This window comes from Azospirillum sp. B510 (assembly GCF_000010725.1).
In the GTDB taxonomy this organism is placed as follows: domain Bacteria; phylum Pseudomonadota; class Alphaproteobacteria; order Azospirillales; family Azospirillaceae; genus Azospirillum; species Azospirillum lipoferum_B.
In genome coordinates this window covers 1,442,838-1,455,428 of sequence record NC_013854.1, presented here as the reverse complement: position 1 = coordinate 1,455,428, position 12,591 = coordinate 1,442,838, and the positions used below count along the sequence as shown (strand labels likewise).

Here is a 12,591-nt window from a genome sequence, read left to right as displayed (position 1 = left end):
GCCTCCCCGATCAAGCGACCGTCCGAGCCTCGCGCAGAAGCGGGTCCAGCGTCTCGGCGACCGCGCGCCGCAGGTCGGCGGCGATCACCGGCTTATGCATCACCCGGAAATTGCCGGCCTCCGCCTCCTGCGCGCGGGCGGGAGCGGTGTCGCCGGTGACCAGGATGCCGGGCAGGGAGCGCCCCAGCGCCAAACGGACCTCGCGGATCGCCTCCGTCCCGGTGCGGCCGTCGCGCAGGCGGTAGTCGGCGACGATCAGGTCGGGAGCCGGGCCGCCATTGGCGAGGTCGAGCGCCTCCGCGCAGGAGGCAGCCGACAGCACCCCGTATCCCCACTCCGCCAACATGGCGCGCAAACCCTCGCGCACGACCTCGTCATCCTCGATCACCAGCACGGTGATGGCGGCGCAGGCCGGACGGGCCGCGAAGGGCGCCGGCGCCGGCTTCGCCGCCGGCGGGTTGGCGAGCGGAAGCTCCAGCGCGAACACCGATCCCTTGCCGGGACTGGAGCGTACCGTCACCTCGTGATCCAGCATCACCGACAGCCGCCGAACCACCGCGAGGCCGAGCCCAAGCCCCTGATCGCGGTTGCGGCTGGCGTTGCCGACCTGCACGAACTCCTGGAAGATATCCTCCTGCTGATCGGCGGGGATGCCGATCCCGGTATCCCACACCTCGATCCGCAGCCTTGCGCCCCGGCGTCGGCAGCCAACCAGGACGCGCCCCCTGTCCGTATAGCGCAGGGCATTCTCGACGAGATTCTGGATGATGCGGCCCAACAGCATCGGATCGCTGCGCACATGGGCGCCGCAAGGCACGATATGCAGGATCAGCCCCTTCTGAACGGCGACGGGACGGCTGTTGGCGGCCACACGGTCCAACACCTCGGACAGCGGGAAAACCTCCACCTGCGGCTCCACCGCCCCGGCCTCCAGGCGGGAGACGTCGAGCAACCCATCCAGCAGCATCTTCAGGGCGCCGAGCGCCCGCTCCATGGTGCCGAGCACCGAGCGGGTCATCCCGTCGCTGACCCGGCTGGACAACACCTCCATCAACAGCATCAGCGACTGCACCGGCTGGCGCAGGTCATGGCTGGCGGCGGCCAGGAATTTCGACTTGGCGACGTTGGCCCGGTCGGCCTCCCGCCGGGCGTCGGCCAGCGCCGCCTGGGCGCGCTTGTGATCGGAGATGTCGCGGACGGTGGCGATCAGGCTGACCAGCCGGCTGTCATGGTCGCGCACCGGCGACGCGCTCAGCTCCAGACAGCGAGCCTCCCACGCGCCTGTCCCATCCGCCTGGCCGGGACGGGTCAGTTCGACCCGCGCATCGCGCCCGACGAGGATGGCCTCTCGCAAAGGCTGCAACGCCGCCCGGTCGTTCGTCGCCCGTTCCAGCGCGGTCAGGGCGCCGCTGCCCATCAGCGCGGAGGCGGGCGAGCCCAACAGCCGCTCCAATGCCGGATTGACGTAGACGATGGGCATGCCGGGCTGGGTGGCGTCGGCGATCATGATGCCGTCGTTGCTCCAGGCCAGCGCCCGGTTGCGCACGCGCAGAGCCCGATCGGTGTGGCGGCGCCATTGCAGTTCGACGATGAAGGCGGTGACGAACAGCAGGATGACCACCGTGGTGGCGACCGCCCAACCGATGTAAAGGCGGGCGCTGTCGCGCCAGGGGCCGAACACCGTTTCCACCGGCTCGCCGACGGTGGCGATCAGCGGATAATCGGGCGCCGACCGGAAGGCGATGATCCGCTCCACCCCGTCGATGGGACTGGGCATGCGCAAATGGCCGACGGAATGCTGCTTGATCGCCTGCCACAAGTCCGCGCTGACCGGTCCCGGCACGGACGGTGGCCTGGTCCCGGCGCTGCGGGCGATGATGATCCCATCGGAGCGCAGCAGCGACACCGCGCCGTCAGGCGGCAGGCCGAGCACGCGGTAATAGCGGACGAAGGACACGACCGGGATGTCGGCGACGGCGATGCCGGCGAAGGTGCCGTCGGCATTCTCCAGGCGGCGCGACACCGGGATCAGCGGATCCCGCGTTTCGGACGAGGCATAGGGGATACCGACCACCAGGCCGCGCGGCGCGGCGTCGCGGGCGATACGGAATTCGTCGCGGTCGGTGATGCCGCCCTGGAAGGTGTCCCGTCCGCCTCCCATGGTCAAAGCCCCCGAGGCATCGTAGAGGCGGACGCCGACCACAAGCCCTTCTTCGAAGGCGCGGCGGGATTCCAGGCGCATGAAGTTGTGGCGTTCGGTTTGGGCGATCAGGTCGAGCAGCAGGTCGTCGACCCGGCGGAAGGTGGAAACCGCATGCTCCTCCACCAGGCGGGCGAGAACGGCCGTCTTGTCATGGCTGCCGAGATCGAGCAGACGTTCTTCCCGATGCAGGCGGTCGAGCAGAATCCACCACAGGGCGGCAATCGCCAAGGCGACCGCCAGAGCGGGCAAGACCAGGCGCCCGCCGGAACCGGAAAAAAGCCAGAGCGCCCGCTTCACGAATACCCCGAACGCAGTGGATCGTCGGTAGGGCGCAAGCATGCAGCAACGTTGAAGCCAACGCAATCTTGTTACCGGCGGTCGCATCGGCGCATGGTCGCTCCACCCTTGCGTCCTTCCCGTTCGGAGACCGCGCCGAAAAGCCGGCTTTGCCGTTGCGCCATGGCCGGCTATACCGCCGCGATGAACTTCGCACGCGCCATCGCCACCGTCGGCGGCCTGACCCTGCTGAGCCGGCTGGCCGGCTTCGCCCGCGACATTCTGACGGCCGCGGTGCTGGGCGCCGGCCCGGCCGCCGATGCCTTCTTCGTCGCGCTGAAGCTGCCCAACCTGTTCCGCCGGCTGTTCGCGGAGGGGGCCTTCGGCGTCGCCTTCGTTCCCCTCTTCGCCGCCGAATTGCAGACCCGTGGACGCGGTGCCGCCGTCCGCTTCGCCGAAGAGGCGCTGGCCATGCTGCTGGCGATGCTGCTGCCCTTCACCCTGGCCGCCATCATCGCCATGCCCTGGCTGATGCATGGCCTCGCCCCCGGCTTCGTCGACGAGCCGGCGAAATTCGCGCTGGCGGTGGATATGGCGCGGCTGACCTTCCCCTATCTGGCGCTGATCTCGCTGGTGGCGCTGCTGGGCGGGGTGCTGAACGCGCTGGACCGCTTCGGCCCCTTCGCCGCGGCCCCGATCGCCTTCAACCTGACGCTGATCGCCGCCCTGCTGGTCGCCCCGCGGCTGGGGCTGGAACCCGGCAACGCCATGGCGGCGGCGGTGACGCTGTCGGGCGCCGTCCAGGTCGGCTGGATGGCCTGGGCCTGCGGCAAGGCGGGGGTGACGCTGCGGCTGCGGCAGCCGCGGATGACGGAGGGGATGCGACGCCTGTTCCGGCTGATCGGCCCCGGCGCCGTCGGCGCCGGGGTGATGCAGATCACCCTGTTCCTGAACATCGTGCTGGCGTCGCTGCTGCCGTCGGGGGCGGTGTCCTTCCTCTATTACGCCGACAGGCTGAACCAGATGCCGCTGGGCATCATCGGCATCGCCATCGGCACCGCCCTGCTGCCGGTGCTCGCCCGGCATGTCGCCGCCGGCGACGAGGGGATGGTCCGCCATTACCTGAGCCGCGCCCTGGAATTCAGCCTGCTGCTCGGCCTGCCGGCCGCGGTCGCGCTCGGCGTGGCGGGCGGTCCGATCGTCGCCGTCCTGTTCCAGCGCGGCGCCTTCGGTCCGGAGGAGGCGCACGCCACCGCGCTGGCGCTGGCCGCCTACGCCATCGGCATTCCGGCCTATGTGATCGTGAAGTCGCTGAACGCCGCCTTCTTCGCCCGGCACGACACGGTGACGCCGGTCCGCGTCGCCGTCATCGTGACGGTCGCGACCGCCCTGCTGGCGCTGGCGCTGATGCCCTGGCTGGGGCATGTCGGCATCGCGCTCGCCACCGGCCTGACCGCCTGGCTCGATGTCGGACTGCTGGTCGCCGCGATGCGCAAGCGCGGCCTGTTCGACCTCGACGACCGGCTGAAACACCACGCGCCCCGGATCGCGGTGGCCGCGGTCGGCATGGGGGGCATGCTGATGGCGGGGGAATGGTTGCTAGCGCCCTGGCTCGCCGCCCCCTCGACGGCGTTGCGCTTCGCCGCGCTTGGAATGCTGGTGTCGGGCGGTGCCATGGCGTTCGGAACGCTGGCGCTGGTGCTGGGCGGGGCCAGCGTCGGGGATGTCAGACGGATGCTGTCGAAAACCGCCATGCCGGCGGAGAAACGGGCCGGCTGATCCGGCGGCGATGGGAAAGCGGCGCCGCTTTCCAAGCCTTCGGTCGGAGGAAGCCGGGATATTTACTTCAAGGGCAGGTAGACGTCGGTCAGCAAATCATGTTCCGGGGTCTCGCCGATGAAGTTGTGATAGTGGAAATAGACCGGGAAATCGCGAAGCTGTTCCCCGCTTTGCGGCAGCCAGTGGCGATAGAGAAACTTCACGGTCTCACCGATCCGGTCATGCGACCCGTGGTGCCTGACGACCGCGCAGCGTCCGCCGGGGATGAGCTTCCTCACCACGCCCTGGGGGTTTTCGGGAACCTCGCCATCGACCTCCCCGCAGATATCGAAACGGAAGTCATCCGGCTCGGTGGTTTCCGGATTGTCGAAGGCGATGCCGAAGGTCCGGCACCGCTCGCGCGGTGACAGGCCGCTCGTCTTGCGCCAGTCGATGAAGATGCGGGCCGAGTCATTCACGCCCTCGATCGGTCCGCGATGGCTGTAGGCCGCCACGCCGACGGGGGTGAAGTCGACGATTGAGACATCCATGGTTCTGATCCTCTTCTGCTTGATGTGACCATAGCGGCCGTGCCAACGCCGCCATTCCGGGCCTTTCCGGAAGTCGGAGGGGGTCTGGCCGAACGCCTTCTTGAAAGCGCGGGAGAAGGATTCCGGCGTTTCGAACCCGGCATCGAGCGCGATGTCGATGATCTTGTCGGCCGGACAGAAGGCCAGCCGGAACGATGCCCGCTTCAACCGCGCGAGCTGGATGTATTTCCCGATACTAATATCGAAATGAGCCGAGAAAAGACGGTGGAAATGGAATTTTGAAAGACAGGCGACATCGCTCAACCTGTCGAGCGACAGATCGCCATCCAGATTTTGTTCGATGTAATCGAACAGCCGGGAAAACCTCTTTTCATAATCCTGCCTGCCCATCGTCGATCCGGTCCGCTCGGTTGATGGAGGGAACCATAGGCCGTGAGGCCGGGGCCGTCCTGGCACATCTTGCTGAATGCCGGACCGATCGCCGGACACGGGTTCGGATCGCGTGGCACGGGTGAATTTGGCGGATATTGGCGGACAAGGGGCGGGCCACCCCCTTGACGACGGTCATAGGCAGTCGTACAAGCGACCCCACGTGGTGATTTGGTCGACCGGCTTGCGGGCCACGTAAAACAACCCGCTAAAAAGGTCCGAGCCGCGTCCGCGCCTCGACCCGATCGGTCGGGGCGTTTTTGTTTGCGGCCGGCCTTGCCCCACCGGCGATCATTAGGGGAGAGTGGCGGAATGTCGCGCACCGATCATCGCAATCCGAATGTCGCGGGACTGCGCCCGCGGTCCAAGCTGGTCCATGGCGGCATCCGCCGCTCGCAGTTCGACGAGACCTGCGAGGCGCTGTACCAGACCTCCGGCTTCGTCTATGGCTCGGCCGAGGAGGCGGAACACGCCTTCGCCAACGACGGCGCGCGCCATGTCTACTCGCGCTTCCGCAATCCGACCTCGGCGATGTTCGAGGACCGGCTGGCCGAATATGAGGGCGCCGAATGGGCCTATGCCACCGCCAGCGGCATGGCCGCGGTGCATGGCGCGCTGATGAGCGGCCTGCGCACCGGCGACCGGGTGGTTGCACCGCGCGCCCTCTTCATCTCCTGTTACTGGATCCTCAAGGATCTGTGCAGCCGCTACGGCATCGAGACGGTGTTCGTCGACGGCACCAATCTGGCGGAATGGGAAGAGGCGCTGTCCACGCCGACCAAGGCGGTCTTCCTGGAAACCCCGTCGAACCCCGGCCTGGAGGTCGTCGATCTGGAAGCGGTCTGCGCCCTGGCCCACAAGGCCGGCGCGGTCGTCGTCGCCGACAACGCCTTCGCCACCCCGGTTCTGCAACGCCCGTTCGAGTTCGGCGCCGACGTCGTCATCTACTCCGCGACCAAGCACATCGACGGTCAGGGCCGCTGCCTGGGCGGCGTCATCCTGGCCAAGGACAAGAAGTATGCGGCCGAGGTGATCCATCCCTTCCTGCGCAACACCGGCCCGACCATCTCCCCCTTCAATTCCTGGCTGCTGCTGAAGGGCATGGAGACGCTGGAGCTGCGTGTCCACGCCCAGTCCGCCGCCGGGCTTCAGGTCGCGGAGTTCCTGGAAAGCCATCCGAAGGTGGCCCAGGTGCTCTATCCGCTGCTGCCCAGCCATCCGCAATATGATCTGGTCCGCAAGCAGATGACCGGCGGCGGCAACATGCTGTCGGTCTTCCTGAAGGGCGGCAAGGCCGAGGCGTTCAACACGCTGAACGCCCTGCGCATGGTGATGATCTCCAACAATCTCGGCGATTCGAAGAGCCTGATCACCCACCCCGCCACCAGCACCCATTCCAAGCTGACGGACGAGGAGAAGGCCGCCGCCCGGATCGAGCCCGGCCTGCTGCGCCTGTCGGTCGGCCTGGAGGATCCCCAGGACATCATCGAAGATCTCGACCGCGCGCTCGCCGAGGCGTAAACATCGTGACGGAACCTATGTTGCAGTGCAGCGTTGACCTTGCGGTCAGGTTCCGGCAACGATTTTTTCAAGAGGGGCGACGCCCATGACACGACAGAACGCCGGCAACGGTCATCCCGCCGACAGGCTTCTCGCGGTGGCGGGCCAAATTACCAAGACCAGCCTTCGCGGCGGTGAAATGGGTGTCGCCGCGGCGCAGACCATCGGCTATCGCACGGCGATGATGACGGCGGCGCTGTCGAATCCCATCGACTTCGCCAATCCGGAATTCATCCGCATGGGGGCGGAGAAGGTGGAGGCGGCTGTGGAAGCCTTCCATGCGGTCGCCACCGGAATCGGCGAGTTCGGCCAGGCCTGGATGACCATGATCACCAAGCAGGCCCAGGTGGCGGCGGTCACCATCGGCGGCCTTGCCAGTTGCAAGAATCCGGTCGAGATCATCGATGTCCAGCAGCGCCTTCTGGCCGATGCGGTCGATGCCGGAATCCATGCCAACCTGAAGCTGATCGAGGCGACGGCCGCCCTTGCCGCCGCCGGCATGAACCCCGCCTACCGCAAGGTGCGCGCCAACGCCCGCCGCCTCGCCCGCGAACAGGCCTGAGCCTTCGGCCCCGCCGGGCGATGGGGCCCGGCTCGATCAGACCACATCCGCCGGAGCGAGGCGGCAGCAACTGCCGTCGTGCTCCATCTGGATGGTGGCATGGCCGATGGCGAAGCGATCCTTCAGCGCGGTCGATATCTCGGCCAGAAGGGCGTCGTCCTGGTCCATTCCGGGACGGACCAGATGGGCGGTCAGGGCCGCTTCCGTCGTGCTGATCGGCCAGATGTGCAGGTCGTGCACGGCGGCGACGCCGGGAAGACCGGCCAGATAGCGCTCGACCGCCGCGCGGTCGATGCCGTCGGGTACCGCGTTCATCGCCAGCCGCACCGACTCTTTCAGCAGGCCCCAGGTTCCGGCGACGATGACCAGCGCGATGACGACGCTGGTCGCCGGGTCCAGCCACAGCCAGCCGGTAAGGCGGATCGCCAGCGCCGCCATCACCACGCCCAGCGACACCGCCGCATCGGCGGCCATGTGCAGATAGGCGCCGCGCAGGTTGATGTCGGTCTTTTGTCCGGCCATGAACAGCCAGGCGGTCCAGGCATTGATGACGATGCCGATCGTCGCCACCACCATCACCGTCGTCTCGCCCACCGGCTCCGGGGTGGCCAGACGGCCGGAGGCTTCCAGCAGGATGGCGCCGACGGCGATCAGCAGGATCATCGCGTTCAGCAGCGACGCCAGGATCGAGGCGTTGCCGAAGCCGTAGGTATAACGCCCCCGCGGTATCCGCCGCCCCGCCCACGCCGCCGCCCAGGCCAGCAGCAGCCCCATCACGTCGCTGAGATTGTGCCCGGCATCGGCCAGCAGCGCGGTGGAGTTGGCGACCAGCCCATAGGCCGCCTCCACCCCGACGAAGCCGATGTTCAGCAGCGCCCCCAATGCGAAGGAGCGGTCGTAGCGCGCCGGCCCATGATGGTGATGGCCGCCATGGTCGTGCCCGCCATGGCCGGCATGATCGTCCGAGGAGCGGGCATTGGCGGAACCGCCGTGGGAATGGCCATGGGGCATGGTGGAAGCCTCCTCCTCGGACCGTGCGTCGCAACATGGCGGAGTGTGGGGGCGCCGGCGTCTTCGGGCAAGTTCGGAAGCGGCGGCGTCACGGCCCCGATCGCGCGCCCCTTGCGTCGATCCGTTCCGGCGCCTAGCTTCGCGCCATCACTCGCATCAACCGTGAACGAAGGAAATGGTCATGAAGGCGCGCGTCACCTGGGTGGACGGCAAGATGTTCGTCGGCGAATCCGGCAGCGGCCATGCCGTGGTGATGGACGGCGCCGTGGAAGCCGGCGGCCGCAACGCCGGCATCCGGCCGATGGAGATGCTGCTGATCGGCATGGGCGGCTGCACCTGCTTCGACGTGGTGATGATCCTGGAGAAGGGCCGCCAACAGATCACCGACTGCGTCGCCGCCATCGAGGCCGAACGGGCGGAGACCGATCCGAAGGTTTTCACCAAGATCCATGTCCATTTCACCCTCACCGGCCGCAAGCTGGACCCGGCCAAGGTGGAACGCGCCATCGCCCTGTCGGCGGAGAAATACTGCTCCGCCTCGATCATGCTGGGGCAGACCGCGACCATCACCCATGCTTTCGAGGTGGTCGAGGCCCCGTAACGGCGGCGCCCGACGGATTTTCAGTTGCATTCATACGCATGACTCGCGAAGGATCGGACATTCATTCCGACCTTTCGCGATCATCGCGTGCGCATACATATCCTTCCGGTTCTTCTGGCCGCACTGACCGCTCCCGCCTTCGCCGAGGAGGCGCCTGTCAGCCTGTCCGATTGGGGCGGGGTCGGGTTGTTGCAGGTGCCGACCGCGCGGATGGCGCCCGACGGCTCGATGAGCGGCGGACTGACCGCGCTCGGCGACCTGCACCGCCACGTCACGATTTCGGCCCAGCCCCTGCCCTGGCTGGAGATCACGGCGCGCAACAGCGCCTATCCCGGCTATTACGGCCTGACCGAACCCGGCCTGGACCTGAAACTCCGCCTGCGGCGGGAGGACGAAAACGGGCCGGCGCTGGTGATCGGCGGGCGCGATGTCAGCGGAGCGGGGCTGGACCTGCCGGGCAAGGGCCGCTTCGCCGGTGAATACATCGCCCTGTCCCGCCGCTGGTGGGATCTGGACCTGGCGCTCGGCATGGGCTGGGGCACGCTGGGGGAGGCCGGGCATCTGCGCAACCCGCTGCGATTCCTCGGCGGCCGTTTCCGCCGTGACCGCGATCCCTCCGCCTGGCCGACCACGCGCGGCCCCAAGGCCTGGTTCGGCGGTGAACGGGTGGCGCTGTTCGGCGGGCTGGAGTGGCATAGCCCGGTCGATGGCCTCAGCCTGAAGCTGGACTCCTCCGGCGACCGCTTCCGCGCCCAACGGCAGGACGAGCCGGGCTTCGATCCCGGCAGCCGCTACAGCCTGGGCCTGTCCTGGCGCCCGGCCTCCTGGGCCGATCTTGGGGCGGCCTACGAGCAGGGACGGCGGCTGATGCTGCGGCTGTCGGTCCGCTTCGATCCAGCCATCGACGCCGACCGGCCGGACCACCCTCCCCCCACGGTCGGACCGCGCCCCTCGGCCGGATCGGCGCTGTCGGCCGACGCCATCGCCCTGGTCGCCCGCAGCCGCGGCCTGCCCGTCCGCGCCGCCCGGATCGACCGGGAAACGGCCACCCTGTGGCTCGACCCGGCCGGCGGCGGCCGGTTGCCGCTGGCGCGCGAGGTCGGCGACGCCGCCCGCCTGCTGGCCGATCTTTCCCCGCCGCAAGTCGAATGGCTGCGCGTCGTCACCGGCGCCGGCGGGCTCGACACGGCGGTCCTCACCCTGCCGCGCCGCGATCTGGAGCGGGCCGCCAACCACCGTGGCAGCGCCGAGGAGATTTGGCGCGCCACCCGGCTTGCTTCCGCCACGGAGCCGCCGACGGGCTGGCGCCCGCGGCTCGACCTTTCCACCCGGCTGGTCGCCAGTTTCGACCTTGCGGAGTTGGGAACCGCGCTGGCCCAACGCACCCACACCGATGTGATGCTGAGGGCGGAGCCGCTGCGCGGGCTTGTGCTGGGCGGTGGGCTGCGCGTGAACGCACCCAGCGACCTCGCGCTGCTGGACACCAACGCCCTGCCGGCGGCACAGCCGGTGCGCAGCGACCTGCCCCGCTACGCCGACCGTCCGCTGTCCGTCGACCATGCCTATGGTGGCTGGCTCGCCCAGCCGGCCGATGGGATGACCATGCGGCTGTCCGCCGGCCATCTCGAGGAGATGTATGCCGGCGTCGGGGCGGAGGCGCTGCTCCAACCGCTGTCGGCCCGCTGGGCGCTCGGCCTCGACCTCAATCAGGTCTGGAAACGACGGCCGGACAGCCTGTTCGGCATCGACCGCGGCGATGCGCGCGGCACCGGCCATGCCAGCCTCTATTGGGAAGCTCCCGGAGCCGCCACCACGACGGCGCTACGGCTCGGCCGCTATCTCGGCGGCGACTGGGGCGGCACGGTGGAGGTGATGCGTCGCTTCGACGGCGGTGTCGGCCTGACCGCCCACGCCACCTGGACCGAGGGACCCGACGGCGCCCAGAGCCGCTTCGGCGGGCGGATGGATTGGGGCGTGGCGCTGGTGGTGCCCATCGCCGCATCGACATGGCTGCCGGTCGGCGGCACGGTGGAGACGGCGGTCCGCACCCTGGGCCGCGATGCCGGACAGCGTTTGCGGCAGCCGCTACCGCTTTACGACCTCCGCGTGCCGGGAGGCGCCGGCCGCCTCGTCGGCACATGGTCGCGCCTGTTGAACTGACGGCGATGGCTCCGCCCCCCGCAAGGTCACGGGAACATCACGCTCACGGCGTTGTTCTGGTTTTCGAATGCCGCAACGCCGGCCGCGCCGACCGTCACCTCGGGCTGTGCGGGACGCCGGCAATCCTTTGCGACTGCCCCGCTCAGCCAGGGAGGGTATGATGCTTTATTGGGCTCTCGTCTTCTTCATCGTCGCGCTGATCGCCGGCGCGCTCGGCTTCGGCGGGATCGCGTCCGCCAGTTCCGGAATAGCGCAGATCCTGTTCTTCCTGTTCCTGGTCCTGTTCGCCATCAGCCTGATCATGGGGCTGGTCCGGCGACGTTAGGCGAACCTGCTGTCGCCGGTCTCTCTCCTCCAGCCTGACCATCGGGCCGGTTCTCCGATGCCACCTACCGATTGTCTCCCTCTCCGGCGGCGTTCCTCATGGGCGCCGCCGACTTTTCGCCGCCTATTTTTCGCCCACCATCGCCCTCGATGTCATGACCGGGGTCTTCGTCCATGAAAACGGGGCGCCCGCAGACCGGACACCCCGCGAAATTCCCTGATGAAACCCAAAGACATCCGGGTGCGGTCGCGAAATCAGGCGGCCGCGTTGCCCGATGGGTCCTGCCCTTCCATCAGCAGCCGCAGGGCGCGACGCCCGCGCGACAGGCGCGACTTCACGGTGCCGATGGAGATGCCCAGAATGTCGGCCGCCTCATTGTAGGCGATTCCCTCAAGACCGATCAGCAGAACGACCTCGCGCTGTTCGTTCGGCAGCAGGGCCAGCGCCCGCCGCAGGTCACGCAGTTCCATCCGCACGAACTGGGATCCGGGAGCCGCACCGATCGCGGCCTGCGCCTCGGCATCGATATCGACCACCGGCTGGCGGCGACGCACACCATTGATGTGCAGATTGCGCAGGATGGTGAACAGCCAGGCCCGGAGATTGGTGCCGGGCCGCCACAGATGCAGGCGCGACAGGGCGCGCTCCAGGCATTCCTGCACCAGATCGTCGGCCAGGGTCGCATCACGCACCATGGCGCGGGCGAAACGGCGCAGACGCGGGATCTCCTCTTCGATCTGTCGGATCACCGCCGGATCCGGCGGTGCGTTGGGGTCGGGGTGGAATTCCTCCTCGGCGTCGGCGTGAACGGTCAACTGGGTCTCCATCCCGGCATCGACGCCGAACGGCACCGGCTCGGCCGAGGCCGGGCTGCGCATTCGGTGATTCAAGGTGGTCGCAAAATGGTTCGCCATCGGGGAAACGATGCCTCCTTCAATGCCGTTCGCCACGGCGCCGCCAACCACCGATGGGCCATGGACGGCGATGCCGGGGGCTTCCGGCGCGACGATCCCGGATGCGGAGCCTGTCCGCTCTCCAAGACCGCCGAGCTTGCTGCCGATCATCCGGCCTGATCCGTAGGTAATGAGCCTACAAAGGAGCTGCCAGCTGGGAAAAAGGCTAATGGGTCATATAATGCGACGGGCTGACCCCTAG

Annotated in this window: 10 protein-coding genes and 1 riboswitch; of the genes, 6 read left to right on the top strand and 4 right to left on the bottom strand. The window is 68.2% G+C overall.

Features of this window, described 5'->3' with window-relative positions; genetic code table 11:
• Positions 1–10 precede the first annotated feature (10 nt).
• Positions 11–2,452, bottom strand: coding sequence for an ATP-binding protein (locus tag AZL_RS06700; RefSeq protein WP_247894302.1), 2,442 nt, complete (start codon positions 2,450–2,452; stop codon positions 11–13).
• Positions 2,453–2,683: 231 nt separating this feature from the next.
• Here AZL_RS06700 and murJ point away from each other — a divergent pair, with 231 nt between their 5' ends.
• Positions 2,684–4,258 (top strand): murein biosynthesis integral membrane protein MurJ, encoded by a 1,575-nt coding sequence (gene murJ / locus AZL_RS06695; protein WP_012973883.1) that lies wholly within the window; start codon positions 2,684–2,686, stop codon positions 4,256–4,258.
• Between the two features lie 62 nt (positions 4,259–4,320).
• On the opposite strand, the gene AZL_RS06690 is transcribed toward murJ, so the two are convergent.
• Complete coding sequence (locus AZL_RS06690; RefSeq protein WP_197540152.1) at positions 4,321–5,277, bottom strand: AraC family transcriptional regulator; 957 nt, start codon at positions 5,275–5,277, stop codon at positions 4,321–4,323.
• A gap of 93 nt (positions 5,278–5,370) precedes the next feature.
• Positions 5,371–5,450: riboswitch (SAM riboswitch) on the top strand.
• 79 nt (positions 5,451–5,529) lie between these two features.
• On the opposite strand from AZL_RS06690, the gene metZ reads away from it, so the two are divergent.
• Positions 5,530–6,738 (top strand): O-succinylhomoserine sulfhydrylase, encoded by a 1,209-nt coding sequence (metZ, locus tag AZL_RS06685; RefSeq protein ID WP_012973881.1) that lies wholly within the window; start codon positions 5,530–5,532, stop codon positions 6,736–6,738.
• Between the two features lie 85 nt (positions 6,739–6,823).
• Positions 6,824–7,339 (top strand): phasin family protein, encoded by a 516-nt coding sequence (locus AZL_RS06680; RefSeq protein WP_012973880.1) that lies wholly within the window; start codon positions 6,824–6,826, stop codon positions 7,337–7,339.
• Positions 7,340–7,375: 36 nt separating this feature from the next.
• Here the strand turns inward: AZL_RS06680 and AZL_RS06675 are convergent, their stop codons facing one another.
• Complete coding sequence (locus AZL_RS06675) at positions 7,376–8,350, bottom strand: cation diffusion facilitator family transporter (protein ID WP_012973879.1); 975 nt, start codon at positions 8,348–8,350, stop codon at positions 7,376–7,378.
• Between the two features lie 181 nt (positions 8,351–8,531).
• On the opposite strand from AZL_RS06675, the gene AZL_RS06670 reads away from it, so the two are divergent.
• From AZL_RS06670 to AZL_RS34100, 3 genes are all read left to right on the top strand, one after another.
• Positions 8,532–8,951, top strand: coding sequence for an OsmC family protein (locus AZL_RS06670; protein ID WP_012973878.1), 420 nt, complete (start codon positions 8,532–8,534; stop codon positions 8,949–8,951).
• A gap of 87 nt (positions 8,952–9,038) precedes the next feature.
• Positions 9,039–11,111 (top strand): YjbH domain-containing protein, encoded by a 2,073-nt coding sequence (locus tag AZL_RS06665; RefSeq protein ID WP_012973877.1) that lies wholly within the window; start codon positions 9,039–9,041, stop codon positions 11,109–11,111.
• Positions 11,112–11,271: 160 nt separating this feature from the next.
• A complete protein-coding gene (locus tag AZL_RS34100) occupies positions 11,272–11,436 on the top strand; it encodes a DUF1328 domain-containing protein (protein ID WP_012973876.1) in 165 nt (54 codons plus the stop codon).
• A gap of 254 nt (positions 11,437–11,690) precedes the next feature.
• Here the strand turns inward: AZL_RS34100 and AZL_RS06655 are convergent, their stop codons facing one another.
• On the bottom strand, positions 11,691–12,500 hold the full coding sequence (locus tag AZL_RS06655) for an RNA polymerase sigma factor (protein WP_247894301.1): 810 nt from the start codon (positions 12,498–12,500) through the stop codon (positions 11,691–11,693).
• Between the last annotated feature and the right edge of the window lie 91 nt (positions 12,501–12,591).